The sequence below is a fragment of the Chryseobacterium sp. genome, assembly GCF_022869225.1.
Classification (GTDB): Bacteria; Bacteroidota; Bacteroidia; order Flavobacteriales; family Weeksellaceae; genus Chryseobacterium.
Map to the genome: position 1 here is coordinate 2,128,146 of NZ_JALIHL010000001.1, position 21,119 is coordinate 2,149,264.

Annotated in this window: 21 protein-coding genes and 5 tRNA genes; 5 read left to right on the forward strand and 21 right to left on the reverse strand. The window is 38.4% G+C overall.

Going from position 1 to position 21,119, the window contains the following annotated elements:
* Positions 1 to 5 precede the first annotated feature (5 nt).
* From mutL to MUW56_RS09935, 8 genes are all read right to left on the reverse strand, one after another.
* Positions 6 to 1,799, reverse strand: a complete 1,794-nt coding sequence (mutL, locus tag MUW56_RS09900) for a DNA mismatch repair endonuclease MutL (protein ID WP_292013036.1) — start codon at positions 1,797 to 1,799, stop codon at positions 6 to 8.
* 241 nt (positions 1,800 to 2,040) lie between these two features.
* Positions 2,041 to 2,868, reverse strand: a complete 828-nt coding sequence (locus MUW56_RS09905) for a YoaK family protein (protein WP_292013037.1) — start codon at positions 2,866 to 2,868, stop codon at positions 2,041 to 2,043.
* Between the two features lie 27 nt (positions 2,869 to 2,895).
* Positions 2,896 to 3,390, reverse strand: a complete 495-nt coding sequence (locus tag MUW56_RS09910) for a hypothetical protein (RefSeq protein ID WP_292013038.1) — start codon at positions 3,388 to 3,390, stop codon at positions 2,896 to 2,898.
* Between the two features lie 258 nt (positions 3,391 to 3,648).
* A complete protein-coding gene (locus MUW56_RS09915) occupies positions 3,649 to 5,052 on the reverse strand; it encodes a HAMP domain-containing sensor histidine kinase (RefSeq protein ID WP_292013039.1) in 1,404 nt (467 codons plus the stop codon).
* A 3-nt stretch (positions 5,053 to 5,055) separates the two neighbouring features.
* Positions 5,056 to 5,766 (reverse strand): response regulator transcription factor, encoded by a 711-nt coding sequence (locus tag MUW56_RS09920; protein ID WP_292015401.1) that lies wholly within the window; start codon positions 5,764 to 5,766, stop codon positions 5,056 to 5,058.
* A 294-nt stretch (positions 5,767 to 6,060) separates the two neighbouring features.
* Positions 6,061 to 6,549, reverse strand: coding sequence for a GNAT family N-acetyltransferase (locus MUW56_RS09925; RefSeq protein ID WP_292013040.1), 489 nt, complete (start codon positions 6,547 to 6,549; stop codon positions 6,061 to 6,063).
* Between the two features lie 13 nt (positions 6,550 to 6,562).
* Complete coding sequence (locus tag MUW56_RS09930; RefSeq protein ID WP_292013041.1) at positions 6,563 to 7,978, reverse strand: PLP-dependent aminotransferase family protein; 1,416 nt, start codon at positions 7,976 to 7,978, stop codon at positions 6,563 to 6,565.
* A 39-nt stretch (positions 7,979 to 8,017) separates the two neighbouring features.
* Positions 8,018 to 8,386, reverse strand: a complete 369-nt coding sequence (locus MUW56_RS09935; protein ID WP_292013042.1) for a hypothetical protein — start codon at positions 8,384 to 8,386, stop codon at positions 8,018 to 8,020.
* A gap of 158 nt (positions 8,387 to 8,544) precedes the next feature.
* Here MUW56_RS09935 and MUW56_RS09940 point away from each other — a divergent pair, with 158 nt between their 5' ends.
* Positions 8,545 to 9,156 carry a helix-turn-helix transcriptional regulator gene (locus tag MUW56_RS09940; RefSeq protein WP_292013043.1) on the forward strand — a complete coding sequence of 204 codons (612 nt, stop codon included), beginning with the start codon at positions 8,545 to 8,547 and terminating at the stop codon, positions 9,154 to 9,156.
* A 128-nt stretch (positions 9,157 to 9,284) separates the two neighbouring features.
* Here the strand turns inward: MUW56_RS09940 and MUW56_RS09945 are convergent.
* The 5 genes from MUW56_RS09945 to MUW56_RS09965 all read right to left on the reverse strand — a co-directional run bounded on the left by MUW56_RS09945 (position 9,285) and on the right by MUW56_RS09965 (position 9,903).
* Positions 9,285 to 9,368: transfer RNA gene (locus MUW56_RS09945), tRNA-Leu, on the reverse strand.
* A gap of 83 nt (positions 9,369 to 9,451) precedes the next feature.
* Positions 9,452 to 9,533, reverse strand: a tRNA-Leu gene (locus MUW56_RS09950).
* Between the two features lie 118 nt (positions 9,534 to 9,651).
* A tRNA-Leu gene (locus MUW56_RS09955) sits at positions 9,652 to 9,735 on the reverse strand.
* Positions 9,736 to 9,741: 6 nt separating this feature from the next.
* Positions 9,742 to 9,817: transfer RNA gene (locus tag MUW56_RS09960), tRNA-Gly, on the reverse strand.
* Positions 9,818 to 9,821: 4 nt separating this feature from the next.
* Positions 9,822 to 9,903 (reverse strand) — tRNA-Leu (locus tag MUW56_RS09965).
* Positions 9,904 to 10,081: 178 nt separating this feature from the next.
* Between MUW56_RS09965 and MUW56_RS09970 the strand changes: the two genes are divergently transcribed.
* From MUW56_RS09970 to MUW56_RS09985, 4 genes are all read left to right on the forward strand, one after another.
* The gene (locus tag MUW56_RS09970) at positions 10,082 to 10,459 is read left to right on the forward strand and encodes a DUF3127 domain-containing protein (RefSeq protein WP_292013044.1); all 378 of its coding nucleotides are present in this window, start codon (positions 10,082 to 10,084) and stop codon (positions 10,457 to 10,459) included.
* Between the two features lie 63 nt (positions 10,460 to 10,522).
* A complete protein-coding gene (gene aat / locus MUW56_RS09975; RefSeq protein WP_292013045.1) occupies positions 10,523 to 11,176 on the forward strand; it encodes a leucyl/phenylalanyl-tRNA--protein transferase in 654 nt (217 codons plus the stop codon).
* Positions 11,163 to 12,041, forward strand: a complete 879-nt coding sequence (locus MUW56_RS09980; RefSeq protein ID WP_292013046.1) for a DMT family transporter — start codon at positions 11,163 to 11,165, stop codon at positions 12,039 to 12,041. Before aat ends, MUW56_RS09980 begins: the two co-directional genes overlap by 14 nt.
* 43 nt (positions 12,042 to 12,084) lie before the next feature.
* Positions 12,085 to 12,252: a hypothetical protein gene (locus tag MUW56_RS09985; RefSeq protein WP_292013047.1), complete on the forward strand. Its 168-nt coding sequence runs from the start codon at positions 12,085 to 12,087 to the stop codon at positions 12,250 to 12,252.
* Positions 12,253 to 12,350: 98 nt separating this feature from the next.
* Here MUW56_RS09985 and MUW56_RS09990 read toward each other — a convergent pair whose 3' ends face one another.
* The 8 genes from MUW56_RS09990 to MUW56_RS10025 form a co-directional block, all read right to left on the reverse strand.
* Entirely contained in the window at positions 12,351 to 13,733 is a 1,383-nt protein-coding gene (locus MUW56_RS09990; RefSeq protein WP_292013048.1) for a tetratricopeptide repeat protein, read from the reverse strand.
* Between the two features lie 206 nt (positions 13,734 to 13,939).
* On the reverse strand, positions 13,940 to 14,911 hold the full coding sequence (locus MUW56_RS09995; RefSeq protein ID WP_292013049.1) for a zinc-binding alcohol dehydrogenase family protein: 972 nt from the start codon (positions 14,909 to 14,911) through the stop codon (positions 13,940 to 13,942).
* 116 nt (positions 14,912 to 15,027) lie between these two features.
* Complete coding sequence (locus MUW56_RS10000; protein WP_292013050.1) at positions 15,028 to 15,609, reverse strand: Crp/Fnr family transcriptional regulator; 582 nt, start codon at positions 15,607 to 15,609, stop codon at positions 15,028 to 15,030.
* Between the two features lie 47 nt (positions 15,610 to 15,656).
* Entirely contained in the window at positions 15,657 to 17,039 is a 1,383-nt protein-coding gene (gene glmM / locus MUW56_RS10005) for a phosphoglucosamine mutase (protein ID WP_292013051.1), read from the reverse strand.
* Between the two features lie 66 nt (positions 17,040 to 17,105).
* Entirely contained in the window at positions 17,106 to 18,119 is a 1,014-nt protein-coding gene (locus tag MUW56_RS10010) for a DUF4421 family protein (RefSeq protein WP_292013052.1), read from the reverse strand.
* Between the two features lie 219 nt (positions 18,120 to 18,338).
* Positions 18,339 to 20,372 carry a ferrous iron transport protein B gene (feoB, locus tag MUW56_RS10015; RefSeq protein ID WP_292013053.1) on the reverse strand — a complete coding sequence of 678 codons (2,034 nt, stop codon included), beginning with the start codon at positions 20,370 to 20,372 and terminating at the stop codon, positions 18,339 to 18,341.
* Positions 20,372 to 20,626, reverse strand: a complete 255-nt coding sequence (locus MUW56_RS10020; RefSeq protein WP_292013054.1) for a FeoA family protein — start codon at positions 20,624 to 20,626, stop codon at positions 20,372 to 20,374. Before MUW56_RS10020 ends, feoB begins: the two co-directional genes overlap by 1 nt.
* A gap of 155 nt (positions 20,627 to 20,781) precedes the next feature.
* A complete protein-coding gene (locus MUW56_RS10025; RefSeq protein ID WP_292013055.1) occupies positions 20,782 to 21,075 on the reverse strand; it encodes a hypothetical protein in 294 nt (97 codons plus the stop codon).
* Positions 21,076 to 21,119 lie beyond the last annotated feature (44 nt).

Consider the following 21,119-nt stretch of genomic DNA (forward strand, 5'->3'; position numbering starts at 1 on the left):
ATTCTTTAAAATTTGTTTTTAAAATCATTAAATGGTACTTCAAAGAAGCATCGTTTTCCATCCGGTAAAAATTCAGGGAATCCTAATGCCGTAAAATCTTTGATCAGCTGTTCCGCATCTTTTTTATAAATAAAGTCAAATCGGGACTTCGACTGCATTTTATTCCACTGGTTCTGGTAATAGAGCATGAACTCTTCTTCTGTTTTATATTCCAGAATCTCAAAAAGGTTCTCCAGGAACTTCATCGCCTGGGTTTCTTTTAATCCTTCAGGAAGCGAGTCTATTCTCAGCACACTTTCATGAGCAATTTTCATGTCAAACCCTAATTCCGGAAGATATTTTTTGATAGAATTATATTTATTCTTTTCTATCTCGTTCATATGGTACTCTAAAGAAAACAAAAGTGCATGACTATTGGTACTGGATTTCTTTGCAGAAGACGACGACCTGTTGTTTTCTGAAACCAGCAGCCTGTGCATCCTTCCCAAATCGAGCATCAAGGTTACATCTCCTTTATTGAAAAGCCAGTATCCGTTCGGAAGCCTCATCAGGTCTTCATCAAAATCTTCATCTTCAAACAGATTGATCTTTGAGGGTTCCGCAGTAATATTCTGATGGTACATTTCTGTAAGATTCTGAATCTCTTCCGGAAGAACAACCGTTTTTTCTTCCAAAAACGGATTATAATCCTTATCTACAATGATTTCAGGCATTCTGATCATTCCTCCTCCGTTGCCTTTGCTTGGGATCGGTTTATTCATCATTTCATCCAGCTCAGGATCTCTGTCAAAATCGAGGCTTGGAGACACATTATAAATTCCCAGCGATCTCTTTATCGTAGAACGGAGTAAGGCAAAAATAAGATGTTCATCTTCAAACTTCACTTCAGTTTTCTGGGGGTGTATATTAACGTCTATTTTCTCCGGATCAAGCTCCAGATAAAGGAAAAATGACGGAACATACCCCGGCATAAGCAGTCCTTCAAAAGCCTCCTGAACCGCTTTATTGAAATAAGGACTCTTAAAATATCTTCCGTTAACAAAAAGAAACTGTTCTCCTCTTGACTTTTTGGCACCTTCCGGTTTAGCGACAAATCCATGAAGCTTACACCAGATAATATCTTCTTTAATAGGAATCAGCTGGGGCTGCAGTTTTCTTCCAAAAATATCAACGATACGCTGCATCTGACTTCCTTTTCTCAGTTTGAAAACCGGTTCGTCGTCATGAAATAAAGAAAATTCCAATCCTTCGTGTGCCAGTGCAATACGTTGAAACTCATCGATGGCATGTCTGAATTCAATATTATTGTTTTTCAGGAACTTTCTTCTGGCCGGAACATTATAGAACAGGTTTTTCACTAAAAAATTAGATCCCTCAGCGGTTTGTACCGGATCCTGAAACTGGAAAACTCCACCTTCAATATAGATGTTGGTTCCAATAGAGCTGTCTTTCTGTTTTGTTCTTAATTCAACCTGTGAAACGGCGGCTATGGAAGCCAGCGCCTCTCCCCGAAACCCTTTTGTTACGATCTTAAAGATATCTTCTGTTCCTCGGATCTTAGATGTGGCATGTCTTTCAAAGGCCATTCTGGCGTCTGTTTCGGACATTCCTTTTCCGTCGTCTACCACCTGAATCAGGTTTTTTCCGGCGTCCCGAAGGATCAGTTCAATTTTCGCAGCATCTGCATCTATAGCGTTCTCCAAAAGCTCCTTCACAATGGATGCAGGCCTCTGCACCACTTCTCCCGCTGCAATTTGGTTCGCTACATGATCCGGTAAAAGTTGAATAATATCTGACATAAAAACGTAAATCAACTTACAAAAATAGTCAATGAAAACGGGAATTAAAACATTAAAACCGTGAATTAATATTTAATTATCAACATTTCAACAATACAGCTTTCTACATGCTGAGTCTCAAACCATTCATGACAGCCGTTTTTTAAAGAGAACAATCCCCTATTGTTTTCACACAAATAGAGGATTGATTCACAGCTAGTTTATACAAAAAATTAATAGTGATATCTATTGTACGGCCTACTTAATCTTCAAAAATGAGTTTTCTTTTCTTTTCTCTTGTAGGAATTCCATGAATTTTTTCATACAGATAGGCCAGCAGGTTCGGTTTTCTGTAAATCCTGCTGTACCTGTATTTGGTATTAAAATGTCTTACATGGATTTTGTAGGCATCATATCCAATGACGATTAAAAGACACACACTGATCACATAGAAGACTCTGAATTCCAGGTAATAATAAGTCAATCCGGAGAATACAGCTCCCAACACATAGGCGACCATAATACTCATCAGCAGTTTTGCTCTTCCCGTCAGTTCTCCGTTTTTCCGATATTTTTTCTGGGTAAACATAGAGACCAGGATTCCCAGGTCGGTGGTGGTACCTGTAAGGTGGGTGGTCTTTACTGAAAAGTTGGAGATACTTGCGGTCAATCCATTCTGAAGACCGGTAGCAAAAAGCATTAATGCAACCAAATATTCTGTTTCCTCAAGGGTTTTTTGATAATAAAACTGTCCGTATACCCCTACAAAGAGAAGACATATAATTTCCAGGACAATAGGCATTGCATGAGCAAAATATTTACTCTTTTTATTGAAGTTGATGACAATAAAGTTGGACAGAAAACTTCCGAAGAAGAATAAAAAGATCCACCCGCCGACTACTGCCACCTGTCCCCAGTTTGCCTTACTGATTTCCGCCGCCAAAATAGCGTAATGTCCTGTTACGTTCGATGTAAAAGAGAGAAATATTAATAGGGATGCAATATTTATAGTCCCTGCTGTAAAGGCAGTCAGCGTCCCCAACCTGATATTGTCTCCCAGTGTCCTGCTGTTACTATAATTTCTTAACATTTTTATATTTTTAATTGTGTTTTATTCTTAGACTTCCACAAAGATCTCTGCCAGCCTTCCTCTTTCCGGAAGTCTTTCTACGATCTCTACCTTAATTTCCTGAGATTGAAGTTCTCTGCATTTTTTGATATAAGGAATAAGATCAAACATCCCTTTACCTTTACTTTTAATAGATGGAGAATAGTAAGCTTCCTCTATCTGCTCTGCTTTTACATACTGGTTGAATGTTCTTTGAAAACTTCCCGTGAAGACATCACAGATGATCTTATTGACCAAATGAGGATATTTATTCTTGATAATTCCATAAGCATCACAGAATTCCTCAGGTCTTATCTTATTGAAAACGGTAGTCTTCGTATTGAATAAAAGATCTCTTATAGAATCTCCGGAATCATATCCTGAAACCAAAAGGATGTTATAGGTATTCTGGTCCTCTGAAGCATCTTTTTCTTTCAGGACCTTTTTCAATATATTCAATGACTCAAGAGAATAATCTGTAGCAATTAAAATTGTTTTAGCCATGTTCTTTATGATTTTGTTTTGTGTTGATCTTTTTTGATGATACAAAACTAGAACGACCAAATTAGAAGCTCTTTGGAATGGAATTAAAATGTGATTAAAGAGATTAGAATGAGATTAGAAAATTGTTAAGGGGAATTAATATGGAGGAAGGAAAAATCGCGAACAGACGTGTAAGCTATTCTCTATCAGCCTGTTCCTTTATTTATATTTCAAAAAAGCAATTTGCCTTTTCAACTTTCCACGATTTTCTTATTGGGTTTAACCGTTCTCTTGCTGTGTACTGTAAAAGTTCGGAAAACGCATCTGTACCGTAGTTCCCTGATTTTCGTGAGAGCTCACGATAAGCTCCCCGTGATGCATTCTTACAATATTTCTTGCTAACGGAAGCCCGATTCCGTAGCCTTCATAATTGTTTGTATTGGAAGCCCTGAAAAACGGATCGTAGATCTTGTCCATTTCCACTTCGGGAATTCCTATCCCATTGTCCTTGACAATGATATAAACATCTGTATCTGTGGCCCCCAGAGAAACCCTCACCTGCTGGAAGTTAGAATACTTACAGCCATTACTGATGATATTGGCAACGGCCAGATGAAGCAGCTGCTCATTTCCCTGCACCTTCAGTTTTTTAGGGTTATCCGGAAGCATGCTGATGTCCAGATAGATATTATTCCGGGTATCAATTCTTCTCAATGTTTCAATAACATCCCAAAGCAGCTGATCGATCCTCACTTTATCCATTTTCTGGATCTTACCGTCAAATCCGGTCTGAGCGATCATCAATAAAGCTTTAATCTTTTTGTCAAGTTTTTCAGCTTCATTCAGAATAATCTCCAGAGTTTCTTTGTATTCTTCTGAGGTCCTGCTGATGGAAAGCGCTACATCAGCTTCTCCCATTATTGAAGTGAGAGGGGTTCTCAGTTCATGAGAAACGTTTCCGATCAAATGATTCTGGGTTTCAAAAGACGTTTCAATACGGTTGAGCATCCCGTTGAAGGTATCTACCAACTCGTTCAATTCTTTATTGTCAGGCTGGGGTTCTAAACGTAAATGAAGATTTTCAGAACTGATCTCTTTTACTTTTCCTGTAATTTTTAAGATCGGTTTAAATAAGGTTTTCGACAGGTAGAAAGAAAAAATCATACTGAAGAATAGAGAAAGAACGATACACGTAAGCAGCGTCCTTTTTAAAAACCCAAGATAATAAACGACATAGTGGTTTTTGGCAGAGGCGATTGCAATATAATCTTTATTATCATACTTAAAACTCTGGCCGATATAATAGAATTCCTTGTCGTTATAATTAGACTCTCCTTCTTTGATAATATTCTTGAAGAAATAGTCTGGTATATGGACTTCCTGCGATATTTTTTTGAAATTGGAATCGGTAGGAACGGCAAAAACATAGTCTTTTTCCATGGGAAGTTCCTCATCATTCAGGCTGTTGAGGATATAATTTTCCGGAAGATCCAGGTGATCCTTACTTTTTTCTATCTGAACAATAGTAGTGGTACGGATTTTCAGCAACTCATAAAATCTCTGGTGAGAAAAATTAACGATCGAAAAATAAACCAATCCGCTGAACAGCAAAATAATGGCAGTAAAAACCAACATTAAAAGCACCATTGTTTTGGTCTGATTTGTGATCACTTTATTAAACATTCATCAAGATTTTTTCAAAACATAGCCCATTCCTATTACAGTATGAATCAATTTATTATCATCCTGACTGTCCAGTTTCTTTCTTAGATAATTCACATAAACATCTACCACATTAGTTCCCAACTCATAATTTACGCCCCATACCGCATCCAGGATTTCTGCTCTTGAGATCACCTTTTCAGGGTTATTCAGGAAATATAGCAGCAGTTTGTATTCTGTGGAAGTAAGGGTAATTTCTTCTCCTCCACGGGTTACTTTTTTAGTATAATCGTTTACAGCCAGATCTGAAAACTGAAATACATGCTCATTATCCGGCTCCGGTTCAATGGTTTCCTGAGGTCCGTTGTTGTGGCTTCTTCTCAAGAGAGACTTCACACGGGCTACCAGTTCAATAAATTTAAATGGCTTTACCAGATAATCATCTCCGCCGCTTTCCAGGCCGAGCACAATATTTTCAGAAGTTCCTAAAGCTGTTAAGAACAGGATCGGCACACTCTGATTGGTTTTCCGGATCTCTTTGCAAACATCCAGCCCGTTCATTTCCGGCAGCATAATGTCTAAAATTACCAAATCGAAATCGTTGGCCTGCACCAGCTGTACTCCGGTACGCCCGTCAAAAGCTACAGAAATTTCATATCCGTTCTCCTGAAGTCCCTTTTTAATAAAAGACACGACACTGGTTTCGTCTTCGATAAGAATAATTTTTTCATAAATGAAATAACGAGTTTTACAAAAATAGGGAAATTTTCTCGGGATGGACAAGAGGCATAGGAAGCTGAGAAGGCAAAAGGGTAAAAAATGAAATCACTCATGAAAAAAAGTTTTACAAATACTCCCCGCTTCCTTATTTTACTTTTTTAGAAAGGAAAAATTAGAATTGAGCAAAAAGTCTGTTTGCGTTCTCAGCCTCTTTCGTCTCCAATAATAATTTTCAATGTATTGATTCCCCTTTTCCAAAATGAACGCTATGTTAAAATTGCTTTTCCGGGTTCTAATATCTTTTTATTATCACTCAATTTTGAGGTCTAATTCCATCTGTACATCCACGCGGTCATATCCGGCATTGGTAACCGGCATATGTTTAAAGCCTAATTTTTCGTACAGCCTGATCGCTGGTCCCAGGATTGAATTGGTTTCCAGAAATACTTTCTCCGCCCCCAGTTCTTTCGCTTTCTCTACTAAAGTATTCCCCAGCAGATAGCCGATTTTCTTTCCCTGAGCTTTAGGACTGACCGCCATTTTTGATAGCTCAAAAGTAAGTGGTTCCGCATTCGCCTTCACCAAGGCACAGGTTCCCACCACTTCGTCATTCAGCAGAGCAAAAGCAATATAGCCTCCCTGAGCTAAAATCTTTTCTTCAGGATGATCCAGGAGTTTATAATCACTCGCTTCCATTACAAAGAATGATTTGATCCATTCTTCATTTAAGGCCTTGAATGCTTCTTTGTACTGAGGTTCGTAGGGGATAATTTTTACGTCATTAAGGATATCATTCATCACTATAGGTTTATTATATTCTGTTTTTAATCATTTTTCCCAGCTTCTCCAGATCACTTTCTACGCGGTCTGTCCATTCCAAGGCGTAATTCAGCCGCATACAGTTCTGATACTGATTATATTGTGAAAACATTCTTCCCGGGGCAAAGTTCACTTTCTGGCTAAAAGCCTCGTCATAAAGATCTTCTGTACAAATCCTTTTATCCAGCTCCAGCCATAGCATAAATCCTCCTTTCGGTTCAGAAATTTTGGTATTATCCGGAAAATACTGGGTAACCGACTTCTGAATCTGGAGATAATTGGCATACAGTTTTTTCCGGAACATTCTCAAATGATGATCGTAACGTCCGTGTTCAAGGAAATCAGCGATCACATCTGAAAATAAAGATGGGCTGGAGACGGTTTGAACCAACTTCTGGCGGATAATCTTATCTTTAAATTTTCCTGCCGCTACCCAGCCGACGCGGTATCCGGGAGCCAGCGTCTTGGAAACAGATCCCACCCACATCACAATACCCGCTTCATCGTAAAACTTGCAAGGCTTTGGTCTGCCTGCTCCAAAGTAAATGTTCCCGTATACATCATCTTCCACGAGAGGAACATTATATTCAGTAAGCATCCTTACCAATTCTTTTTTATTCTCATCCGGCATCTGGAACCCAAGCGGATTGTTATAATTAACAACAAAGCAGCATGCAGAAAGCTTTGGAAGCACTTTTTTTAAAGCATCGAGATCTACCCCGGTAATAGGATGGGTAGGAATTTCCACCGCTTTCAATCCAAGCAAATGAATCGCCTGAAGGATTCCAAAATAGACGGGGCTTTCCACGGCTACCGAATCTCCCGGTTTCGTAACCGCCATCAGACAGTTATAGACCCCGTTCATGGCACCGGAAGTGATGACCAGGTCATCTTCAGTAATTTTTCCTTCCATCACCATTGCCCATTTGGCAATTTCACGGCGGAGCCTTTCACTTCCCTGTACCGGCTCATAGTTGGTTCCGCTGTCATTCTTCCCTTTCATTACATTGATCATGCACTTCTTCATCTTCGCCACGGGAAGAAGACTTTTCCCGGGAATTCCCAATGCAAACTGTGTCACATCTGTTCCTGCAATCGTCCCGAAGACCTTACCAATAAGATCTTCAGGTGTATTTTCCCCTTCTGAGATCTTCATTTTCCCTACGGAAGGCAATGCCAGTTTTCGCTGTGAAGTCTGGCTTACATAATAGCCGTATTTGGGACGGGATTCTACCAATGAACGGCTTTCCAGTTCCATATAAGCCTGTTTTACGGTATTCAGGCTGACGTTGTAAAGCTTTTGAGCACTTCTTAATGAAGGCAATCTGTCTCCGAACTGCAGCGTTTCACTTTTGATCTGCTCAGTGACAGCATTGGCTATTTTAAGGTACAGAACATCTTTAGGCATTGATCACAGTTTTAAGTAAATGTACAATTTATCTATATTTTATGAGAGATTCAGCCAGCGGGTCATTCTGTAAATACTGTTTTTTAACTGTTCCGTGTTTCTGAAATTAGGAGTATTATTCTTTTTAAAATAAGTTTCAGCCCGAAAAATAAAATTTTTCTTTTCTGTCTCCGTCATTCCTTTTTTATCATATACCCTAAAGGTAATTTCACCTTTGTCATGAATGATAAGGCTGGCAAATGAAATGACCTGACTGTTTTTCTTAGCCAAAAGAAAAGGCACCCCAAAATCTGTGTTTACTTTTTGGGTATTCTGGGTCTCCAGAAATATATTCTTCAATATCAACATGTCTGAAATATAAACTTCAGCATATTGAAGCTGTTCCGGATGCTGAACGGTAGTTTCCATAATATTTTCTTCTTTAGCTAAACAAAATTATGGAGTATTCAACATTGGATACAGATACAGAAGAATATAATATTATGGGTACAGATTGTAAGAACAGCAATGCTGCATGACAAGAATTTGCCCTGATATTCCCTATTTTTGCAAAAAATAGTGGAAAAATGAGCTTCTTTGGAACGAATATAAAAAAAATAAGACAGGTTAAAGGACTGAGTCAAAAGGCTTTTGCTGATTTATTTGATTTAAACAGAGGAGTTATAAGCTCTTATGAAGAAGGACGTGCCGAACCTAAAATCGAAACGATACTGAAGGTAGCCAGTCATTTTAGCCTTACTCTTGATAAATTGCTGACAGAAACACTGCAGGTGAATCAGCTAGCCGGTGTTTCCGATATTGACCAGCTGTTACTTTTCCCGGAATTAGCCATCCAGAGCACTAAGGAAGCAAAAGAAAGCCATTCTCCCAATGCGTCAATGGTGCAAAAAATAGCAGCATCCATTGATTTGGTATATGAATTTACATCAGAAAACCGGTTACTCCCGCAATACGAGTATGGAGACATTTTATTTCTGAATAAAGCCGACCGGAAAAAGGATCCGGGCAGCAGTCTATTGGCATATAATGACGGTAATTTGCACTCTATATCCGAAATACAGCCCCTCACCAAAAACAATCACGATCTTTATAAAATTGTAGGATATGTTTCTACTGCGGATAAGAATATTTTTACAGGGATTTTTGAAAGACTGGAAAATCTGGAGAAGAGCCGGTAAAAGAAAAAATCTTTGTGATGTATAAAGGTTTTACTTGACCATCTCTTTTACTTTTCAGGACCGAAGTCTTTATCTGTAATGTTTTCAGTAACAAAAAGCCCTCCGTAATCAAATTACAGAGGGCTTTGTACCCCAGGCGGGACTTGAACCCGCACGTTCTTACGAACACAGGATTTTAAGTCCTGCGTGTCTACCAGTTCCACCACCAGGGCAGGCATGACCCGAAAAAAAAAGATCCAAACCGAAGTTTAAACCTTATCAAAGGCCTTTCAACCTATGAGTTATTTTCGCGTAGTGCGGATGAAGGGACTCGAACCCCCACGCCTCACGGCACCAGATCCTAAGTCTGGCGTGGCTACCAATTACACCACATCCGCTGGTTTTTATGGTTCCGTTTTCACAGGAACAACCGTATTTCTTACAAAGATAAGATTTATTAGCTAAAATCTTAATAAAAAAACAAAAAACCCTCCGTACGAAATACAGAGGGCTTTGTACCCCAGGCGGGACTTGAACCCGCACGCCAAAAGAGGCACAGGATTTTAAGTCCTGCGTGTCTACCAGTTCCACCACCAGGGCATGGTGTGGAGCGAAAAACGGGATTCGAACCCGCGACCCCAACCTTGGCAAGGTTGTGCTCTACCAGCTGAGCTATTTTCGCATAGTGCGGATGAAGGGACTCGAACCCCCACGCCTCACGGCACCAGATCCTAAGTCTGGCGTGGCTACCAATTACACCACATCCGCTGGTTTTTTATCTTGTAAGTTTTTAAAGAGCTTGCTTCGTTTTTGTGAGTGCAAATATAGGACATTTTCCTTTACCTCCAAACTTTTCCAGAAAAAAAAATAATTTTTTTAGATTTTTTTCCCCGGCACCTATTATTACATTTCATTTTCTTATTTTTACATCGTTAATATTTACGATATGGAATTACAAGGAACGGTAAAGAAACTTTTTGATGCTCAAACATTTGCGAGCGGATTTCAAAAAAGAGAAATGGTTATTTTAACTCAAGAACAGTATCCACAGCCGATAAACATAGAATTTTTGTCTGATAAGATTAGTTTATTAGATAATCTTAAAGAAGGAGAAAGCGTAAAGGTAGGAATCAATATCAGAGGTAGAGAGTGGGTTTCTCCTCAAGGTGAAACAAAATACTTCAACTCTATTACAGGGTGGAGAGTAGAGAAGGTATTTGACAATGGTGCGGAGCCTACACAGGCCATGTCTCAGCAGTCAGCTTCTCCTGTTTCTAATGAGAATCCTTTTGCCGGAGATGATGACGATGATTTACCTTTTTAATTAAAGAATTAAAATCAAATATAAATCCTGCTTTTTCAAGTGGGATTTTTTTCTACATCTGCAATGGTTCGATTAGACGAAAATGAGATTTCATTCCCAGACCCGGAAGTGTATGACGGTCATGACGGATTGATTGCCTTTGGCGGCGATCTGTCTGTAGAACGTATCTGGTTTGCCTATCAACTGGGTATTTTTCCATGGTACAACCCCGGAGAAGAAATTCTTTGGTGGTGCCCGGATCCAAGATTCGTTTTATTTCCTCATGAAATAAAAGTTTCAAAGTCGATGAGAAAAATTCTACATAGAAACGTGTTCAGCTTTTCTGAAAATCAAAACTTCAGGGAAGTGATCAAAAACTGCCAGCAGGCTGCCCGGAAAGGACAGTCGGGAACCTGGCTTTCTGATGAGCTGATGGAATCTTTTATCGAACTTCACCGGTTTGGCCTCGCTAAAAGTATTGAAGTATGGCAGAATGGAGAACTTGTAGGCGGATTTTACGGTATACAGATCGGCAATATATTTTGTGGCGAAAGCATGTTTGCAAAGGTAAGCAATGCCTCTAAAGCAGGATTCATCCATTTTGTAGAAAGAAATAAAGACCATCTGGAATTAATTGACTGTCAGTCTCATACTGATCATTTAGAAAGTTTAGGTGCGAGAATGCTTCCTAAGAAAGAGTTTTTAAAAATTTTACACGAAAATAATGAACGCAGATAAAGAAAAATGGATTCTTTTGGCTGTCCTGAGTATTATCTGGGGATCATCTTTTATTTTGATCAAGAAATCACTGGAGCATTTTAATCCGTTTCAGGTAGGATCTTTAAGAGTTCTTATTGCAGGCCTTATTTTATTTCCCGTTGCTGTTTCCAATTATAAGCTTTTCCCGAAAAAACACTTGAAATGGCTTATTTTGGCAGCTTTTACAGGAAATTTTATTCCCATGTTCTTATTCCCGATAGCAGAAACGGAGATCAGCAGCAGCATTGCAGGTATTATCAACTCGATGATGCCTATTTTTGTTATTATTGTAGGGGCTTTGGTGTGGAAGTTTGAAACTACCAAAAGGCAGATCACAGGAGTCCTGATAAGCTTTACTGGGGTCTGTATTCTGGCATTTGGAGGCAGCGGCAGCGGAGCGTTTAAAATCATTCCGATCCTGCTGCTCTTATTGGCTACTTTATGTTATGCATTGAGCACGACCACTGTGAAGTCAAAACTTATGGACGTTTCATCCACTGTTTTATCTGCTTTTGTTTTCTCATTTGTTTTATTCTTTCCGTCCCTTATTGCTTTAACCTGCACGGGTTTCTTTTCAGAATTCAGTTTTTCAAAGGATACTATGCTGGGACTGATGTTTGTGAGTCTGCTTTCTATTTTTGGAACAGGCCTCGCCATGATGATGAATTACCGTTTATTAAAGGTATCTACTCCGCTATTCGCTTCCACGGTTACCCTGATCATGCCCATTGTAGCTATTATCTGGGGAATGATAGATGGTGAAAAGCTGACTTATGTACAATTTGTAGGGGCCGGAATTATCATTGCCGGGTTACTATTTTTGCGGACTAATCAAAAAAAATAAAATAATAGTATAAATTATATTTGGCTGAATTTAATTTATAACCATGAAAAAAACTCTATTATCTGGCGGTATTGCCTTATTTTCACTTTCCTGTTCAAATGCTGATGACACAGCTTCTTTTGATAACAGCGACACTTCCAGCCAAACGGTTCAGAATGGGAATCCCACGGGTACTCCACCCGATAAATTTGCTTACGGGTACAATCATTAATAAAAAAAACCTGCATTTCTGCAGGATTTTATTTTATAGTTAGCATCAGTTTAAGCCAGCCGGCTGTATCCTGATTTCAATCAGGAAGCCCAGTTCCGTTATTGTTTTTTCTTCACTCTACTGGCTTTCACTTTTTTTACCTCATCTTTAATGAACGGGTATTTTTTCTGCATATCTTTTACCAGGGACGGATCAAGGTCTATGGCCAGCTGAAGCGAATCCATACCTTTTTCCTTATTTTTCAAATTGAAAAAACAATTGCTTAACTGGTAATACAGTTCGGCTCTATGGTGGTTTTTTACCGCATTATTTAAAACCGTTATTGCTTCTTCATATTCACCTAAAAGCATTAATACTTCTGAATAGGCATACCAGTTGTAAAACCTTGAAGGCTCATCATTGACCAGTTTTTTCAGGCAGGACAAGCTTTCTTCAAATTTTCCTGAATCAATGAATAAGAATGCCAATCTCTTCTGATAGTCAAGGTTATTTTCATTCAGCTGGGTTGCTTCTTTTGCAAAATGCAACGCTTCTGACATTCCTCCCATTTCTTCGTACAGGTAAGACTGTTCCATCATCGCCAGGTAAAACTGAGGGTCTTCTCTCAGCGATTTTTGGAATGAGTTTAAAGCTAAAATAGGTTGTTTTAAAGCTTTATGGCATAATCCGATCTTATAAAAGGTAAATGCTTTCGTATATTCCAGCTCAAGCATTTCTTCATAGATCTCAATAGCTTTCTGGTATTGGCCTAAGGCTTCATAACAGGCTGCTTTATTGGCGTACACTCCCACAGAGTTTGAATTGATTGCCAGCAGGTAATCATATCCCCTGATGGCTTCTTCGTAATTCTTTCTGTTAAAATAGAATTGTCCGTATTCAAACCAAGCTGTTTCTGAATAGGAAAATTCATCTAAATATTCATTAAGAAAGGCGATAGCCTCCTCACTCTTGTTCAGGTCACTGAAACACACCATACAGTTTTCCAGCGCATATTCGTCGGAAGGATCTTCTTTAAGTGCTTTCCTGTAATGTTTAAGAGCGTTAAAAGGATCTCCAAGATTAACATATTCATCTGCAATAAAGTTGTGAAGGAAATTTTCTTCTTCCTCCAATGTCAATGCTTTTTTACAAATTTCAATGGATTTTCTGGGATTTCCTAAGTTCGAATAATACTTGGCGTAACAAACCAAAAAGTCTGTGTTTTCCATAGAAGCACCTTTCAGCTCATTGATAAGGTCTTTCGCCGTATTATATTCTTCCCATTCCAAAAGAATTTCAAGTTTTTTAATCTTGATATCTAAAGAATTAGGGTGAAGCTTCAACCCGTAATTAACCGCCATATCAGCGTAATTAAAGTCTCCAAGCTCCAAATAATAAACAACAATGTCTTCCAACTCTTCTGTATCAAAGTAGAATTCATCATTATTTTCCATCATTTCCTCGAACTTTTTTACAAGTTCATTTCCAAAATACTCTTCCAATAGTGTCCTCTTCGTCGGCCCGATGTCTGAATTTGCTTACAGACCTCGGCAAACTTTTAATTAATTATACATCTGAAACTGATATTCAAATATTTATGCAAAGTTGCAACTTTTTTTTGAATTTTCCATTTCATAAATTTCTATTATAAAAATAGTAAAAAAAGAAAACAGATAAAAGGATTGTGGATAAAAAACTCAAATTGTGGTTAAATTGTTATGACAAGCCTTTTTCCGCTTGGCAATTCTGCGTTCCAGATAGATTCAATATTCTTTATATCTGCATTTTCGGTCTCTATTTTAATTTTTCCATTAACAGCTGCCTGGAACATTTCGGGAATAATTTGTGAAAACAGGAGCTGCATTTCTTTTTTTGTCCAGCTTCCCAATCCTGAACCTGAAATATGAAGATCAGTCCCTCTTAAGATCTGGGAAGACAACTGAATACTATCTCCGCTCATTCCTCCTACAGAAACCAATCTTGTTGTATGGGAAAAGGCACCATCTCCTTTAATCGCTTTTAAAATCATTTCCACCGGGTGTCCCCAAATATAATCCAGGATGATATCAACCGGCGTTTCATCATGTAAATCCTTCACTTTCTGCTGAAAGCTTTGGTCATCTGCCTGCAGGGATATAACCTCATCGGCTCCCAATTCATGTAATGACTGCAGCACCTTTTCATTTCTTCCGGTCACAATAATTTTCCCTGCTCCATATAATTTGGCGATCTGCACGGCTATTTTACCGGTAATTCCTGTGCCGCCATTGATGAGTACCGTATCTCCGGGCTGAATATCTGCCTTACATTTTAAGCCCATTGCTGAACCCATCACCGCATTGGGCAACGCAGCAGCTACAGAAAAGTCAAGATTTTCAGGGATAATGACGATTAATTCTTTATCTGCGGCTACCCTTTCGGCTACGGTTCCTTTTTTACTGAAAAAATAGACTTTGGTTCCGTCTTCCAGATATCCGGTTCCGTCTGAACCGATAATTTTAGGCTGGTGTGCATCATTTTCCGTGGAATAATGATTTCCGCCCGCTCTCGCTTTATCCAGGTTTTTAATGGACGCGGCCTTTACCGAAACCAGGACTTCTTTTCCCGGAGTGATTTTTGGTTCAGAAAAATCTGCATATTGAGGTGTACTTCCTTTTTCAAATACGACTGCTGCTTTCATTCTTTTAAATTTTTATACAAAATTATCTCCCGAGTAAGCTGCAGAGCAATAACATTTGTTATCAGTTTACTTTTAAGAGCGATATTCTGACCTCAAAGCATCCATCTTCCAGCAAACTAAAAAAGGCTGTCTTTCCGTATTTTACTTTTGATCCTGCTTAAATGTACTGTTGTAATTCCCAAATACGAAGCGATATAATGCTGGGGAATCCTTTTAATGATTTCCGGTTTTTCTTTGGTAAGGTTGATATACCGCTGTTGGGGCGAGTCTTTAATAAATGAGAAGAAATGCTTCATATAATCAAAAACTCTTTCAAACAGAGCATCCATAAATAAAGTTCTGAGCTCAGGATTTTCATACACTTCCTCAAGGAAGGCTTCCACGTCCGGTTTTTTGATTCTATACAAAACGCAGGGTTCTATGGTCTCAAAAGACACCATACCCGGAAGTCCTTTTTTAAAGCTTTCAAGGGAAGAAAACATTGTATTTTCAAGGAAAAACTGAAAGGTTACATCTTTGCCGTCATTGTTATACCATGCCCTCACGGCTCCCTTTTCCAGGTAGAAAGCATGATAAGAAATTTCCCCTTCATTCATGAGCAGGGTTTTGGCAGGAACTTCCATACGGTAGAAACAGCTTAGAAATTTCCGCCACTTTTCTTTCGGAAAGGGAAACCTGTTTTTTATATGTTCAAACATCGGAATAAAAAAGAACGGAGCTTACAGGTTCCGTTCTTATGATATTTTTAGATTAAACTTTTGATCTTAGCAATGATATGATCTCCTAACTGATCAGCTTCTTCCTGAGATTTAGCTTCTGTATAAATCCTGATGATTGGCTCTGTATTGGATTTTCTAAGGTGAACCCAGTTGTTTTCAAAATCTATCTTAACGCCGTCCACAGTAGACACCTCTTCATTTTGGTATTCCTGCTCCATTTTTCTTAATATCTCATCTACATTGATCTCAGGTGTAAGTTCGATTTTCTTTTTACCCATAAAATAGCCTGGATATCCTGCTCTCAATTCGGAAACCGTTTTATTTTCTTTAGCTAAATGCGTCAGAAATAAAGCGACTCCCACTAAAGAATCTCTTCCGTAATGGAGCTCAGGATAAATGATCCCGCCGTTTCCTTCTCCTCCGATCACTGCATTTTTCTCTTTCATCAAAGTGACGACGTTAACTTCTCCTACTGCACTTGCAAAGTATTCTGAATCGTGGGTCTGCGCTACGTCTCTCAAAGCACGGCTTGAAGAAAGATTGGATACGGCCACTCCGTTTTTATGTTTTAAAAGGTAATCGGCAACTGCTACCAGGGTATATTCTTCCCCGAACATTTCTCCTTTTTCATCAATTAAAGCCAGTCTGTCCACATCCGGATCTACTACGATTCCCAGATCTGCATTTTCCTTTTTAACCAGTTCGCAGATATCTCTCAAATGCTCTTTTAAAGGTTCGGGATTGTGTGGGAAATGTCCTGTAGGATCACAGTATAATTTAACGGTTTCACAACCCAATTTATCCAATAACATTGGAATAGCTATTCCTCCTGTAGAGTTTACGGCGTCCAGTACTACTTTGAAATTCTTGGCCTTAATAGCTTCCACATCTACCATTGGTAAATCAAGGATCTGCCGGATATGGATATCAAAAGCGTCTTCTCTTGTTTCATATTTTCCAAGATCATCTACCTCAGCATAGTTGAAATCTTCATTTTCAGCCAAAGCCAATACTTCGGCACCGTTTTCACCGCTGATGAATTCTCCTTTTTCATTTAACAGTTTAAGGGCATTCCATTGTTTTGGGTTATGAGATGCCGTAAGGATAATTCCTCCGTCGGCATTCAGTTCAGGAACCATTACTTCAACGGTTGGCGTTGTAGAAAGGCCCAGGTCAACCACATTAATCCCAAGTCCCTGTAACGTAGCTGTAACCAAAGAAGAAACCATCTGGCCAGATATTCTGGCATCTCTTCCGATAACAAGCGTTAAATCTTTTTTATTTTTATTATTCTGAAGCCAGGTTCCAAATGCCGAAGCAAATTTTACCACATCAAGTGGAGTCAAGTTATCATTTACTTTTCCTCCGATTGTTCCTCTAATTCCTGAGATACTTTTTATTAATGACATTATGATTTGATATTTCTTTTTATTGTATAAATTTTTCGGAACAAAGATACTTAAAAGACTTTTAACTTATAAGAGGGGTAGTGTTTTTTGAATTTTATCATAGTTTTTTTTAACGGCCTTCGGCGGAGCAAAACGATATCCAATATACAGCAGCCCGTACAGGTTATTGTTTTCTACCGCCTGATTATTTTTCTGATAAGTATAAGTGTTGAAGTTAATTCTTCCTCCAAATAAAAAGCGGTCTGTATTATACCCTACATGAAGGCCCCCTTCCATTCGTAAGGTTAAATATTGTTCATTTTCTTTGGACCCATCCCCAAGGATATCATGATAACTTGAAAATTTTCCTCCAAGTCCAAGGGCCAGATAAGGAGCAATATTCACTTTCTTACCAATAACCCAATTATAAAAGTAGCCCATATTGGCCCCTATATTATATTGAGTCTCTTTACTTTTCTCGCCATCTATCGTATTGCTGAAAATGGTAAGGTCATAATCCACAAAAGGCACCCAGCTCCCACTGCTGTTCTTTTGCCATTCTCCCTGTGTATAAAGGCTCTTCGCTGAAAAGCCCCTATTGAGTACAAATGAAGTAGCGCCTCCGAAACGCTGTACTCTCAAATCCGGAAACCGGATATAAGGATCTTTTCCTTCCTGCCAGCCGGGAAGAAAATCTTTCGTGTTTTCTACATAAAAGCCTTTTACATTCTTATAATAAAGAGTCTGAATAAATCTTTTGGGAAAGAACCTTAAGCTTAGATCCGTATAGGAACTGTTTCCTTTCAGTTCATTATCATTATTACCGGCTATAAATCTTGGAGAAAACGAAAGGGTAGCACTGATGATTCTGTAGTCCACAGACAGGGATGTTTTCGTTTTATTATTGATTGACAATATTGTTTTGTCCGCATTTTTATGATCTCCCTCCGAAACAATAAAACTTTCAATATTGGTATCCAGATTTATACGGACCATGATCTGATCTCTGTAAGACCTGATAGTAGCCGTATCCATCTGTCCTTTTCCCTGAATACCGCATAAAAGAAATAAGAGTACAGATACTGCGTTTTTTAAACCCAAACCAGAAGTATTTAATTTCAAAGAATGAAATTACTACTTTTTTTCCAGGTATCTGTTTACCGCAATATTAAGAACAGCCACAGTCTTTATCGCAACTGGATCTTTTGGAGCTGAATTTCTTTGGAGCGAAATTCTTTTTGAGCACCTTAAATAGGGAGTAGCAGGCGAATGCTACCACTAATAAGATAATGACGTATTGAAAAATTAGTGATGAGTCCATTACTTTAAAATCTGATATACTATCATCGACACAAAATATGCCAAACCTGTCATCATAGCCACCTGAAAGCCGGTCCATTTCCAGCTTTTAGTTTCTCTGTAGACTACTGCCAGTGTAGAAACACACTGCATTGCAAATGCATAAAATAAAAGGACGGAGACTCCTGTGGCAAAACTGAAGACTTTTTCTCCGTTGGGTTTTACATCACGTCTCATTTTATCGATTACCTTTACTTCCGGAGCATCATCTTCTAGGCTGTACAATGTAGACATCGTACCTACAAAAACCTCTCTGGCAACGAAGCTCGTAAGAATTCCGACCCCCATTTTCCAGTCATAGCCCAGAGGAGCAATCATCGGTTCTATTCCTTTACCCATTTTAGCAAGATAGGAATGATCCAGTTCCACATTGGTGGCTACCATTTCATTAGGCTTCTGCTTCGGTCCGAAATAGCTTAAAAACCAGATGATGATACTTACTATGAAAATAATTTTCCCGGCTCCGGTAATAAAGTCCCATACTTTCCCCAGTACCATTTTGAAATCGTATGCGAAAAGAGGCTTTTTATAAGCAGGAAGGTCCATTACCAAATAGGTTTTACCTTTATTTTTAATAAATCTTTTAAGAATTGCAGCGGAAAATAAAGCGACGAGGAACCCTAAAAGATACATTCCCATCAGGACCAGTGCTTTATATTGTATTCCCAAAAATGTTCCGTCTGAAATAATCAGCCCGATAATGATACTGTAAACCGGAAGCCTTGCAGAACAGGTCATAAAAGGCGTTACCAGGATCGTCAGCAATCTTTCCTTAACATTCTCAATATTTCTGGTAGAAATCACTGCAGGAATAGCACATGCAGTACCTGAAACAAGCGGAACGATACTTTTTCCGTTAAGTCCAAATGGGCGAAGAAGCCTATCCATGAGAAAAACCACTCTCGCCATATATCCTGAGTCTTCAAGCAAATAAAGGAAATACAATAAAATTCCGATCTGAGGAGCAAATACAACAATTCCTCCGATCCCCGGAACGATTCCATTGGATATAAGCGAATTGACGGGCCCTTCCGGAAGATGTTCACCGGTAAATGTAGCCAGCCAGGAGAAAAACTCTTCGATCCAGTTCATCGGGTATTCTGCCAGGAAAAATACACTTTGGAAAATAACCAGTAAAATAGCCAGAAAGATCAGATACCCCCAGAACTTATGAACCAGAACTTTATCCAGTTTTTCAGTCAGCAATTCTTTGAACTGCGGTTTTTTAGAGATCACATTTTCTAAGATCTTATCAACATGTTGATATCTTCTGACCGTCTCCTGCACCTGTAATCTTTTAGGAACCAGACTTTTAGAATCAGAATCATTGATCTGGTCCATGACCGATTCAATTTTTTTCAGGTCTGTGCCTAATGAAAGGCTCATCCATGCTTTATATTCGTTGTCGAATCCTTTATGTAAAATGAGTTTTTTTATAAAATCTCTATGTTCATTTGGGGTTTCAAAAGAGATTTTCTCTGTTTTTACAAAATCATTATTGTAGACAGCCTCTCTTACTTCATCGATACCAATCCGCTCTTTAGCATTGGTCTGAATGATCGTAATCCCTAACGCTTCAGAAAACTTTTGAATATCAATAGAGACTCCTCTTCTTTCCGCCTGGTCAATCTGATTTACGATAAGAATTATCGGAACTCCAAGATCCTGGATCTGCTGGAATAAAAGCAGGCCTCTTTTTAAACTTAATGCTTCAAGAATATACACTACTCCGGCGTAGTTTTCCTGCTCATCAATAAGGTATTTTGAAAAGATTGCCTCATCTTCGGAACTTGGATATACACTGTATGATCCCGGAAGGTCAATTACTTCAACCTCTTCATTCTTATACACATAGTTCCCGGAATGACTTGCAACGGTAACTCCTGCATAATTTCCGGTTTTCTGCTTTTTGTTACAAAGTGTATTGAAAACCGTCGACTTTCCTACATTTGGATTCCCAACTAAAAGAATCTGCTTTTTCTTGTTTGCCTGCATTAATTCAAATCTTCAACAATGATGTAATCCCCTTCTTCCTCACGAAGAGCAATACGGCTTTTTTCTGTCCCAAACTCTACATACATTGGTCCATTGAATGGAGCCTGGTATAAAATCCTGAATGCGGTCTCCGGAAGAAGCCCCATTTCAATGATTTTATTGGGCATTTTAAGATAGTCATTATCATATCCCAATATCTTCCCCATTTTGTTTTTAGGAAATCCACTTAATTTATGTAATCCATTCTCTTTCAAAGCCTAAATTTTTGTGTTGCAAATATACGTTATTTAAATTTAATCTAAATAACGTTTCCCTATAAAAGAAATCAACCCAAACACATTACTGTATCTGGGTTGATTTTAATAATTCGTTCTGAATAATTAAAGACTTAAATCTATTTTTTCCTTATTTAAAAGCCAGCTTCGGCTAAAGGAATGCAAGTGCCTACTGCAATAGCAATCCCAGCTATTGGATCGTAACTTCCAACAAGCTCAGCAATAGCAAAGCATAATGCTGAATTCATTCCGTTTATATTTGCTTTCACTTCAATTTTTTTATTAAGATTTTCATCTTTAAAATTCTTTTTTGCCATTAAAACTTTTTCTTCTTTTTTTGGTAAATCAATTTTTGAATTTGGAGTTTCTGTTTTTGCAAATGCAATTGCGGATACCATCAGTAGTGATGAGATAATAATTTTTTTCATAATAAAGTTTTTAAATTGTTCTTTAGCAAACATATAAAAGGAGA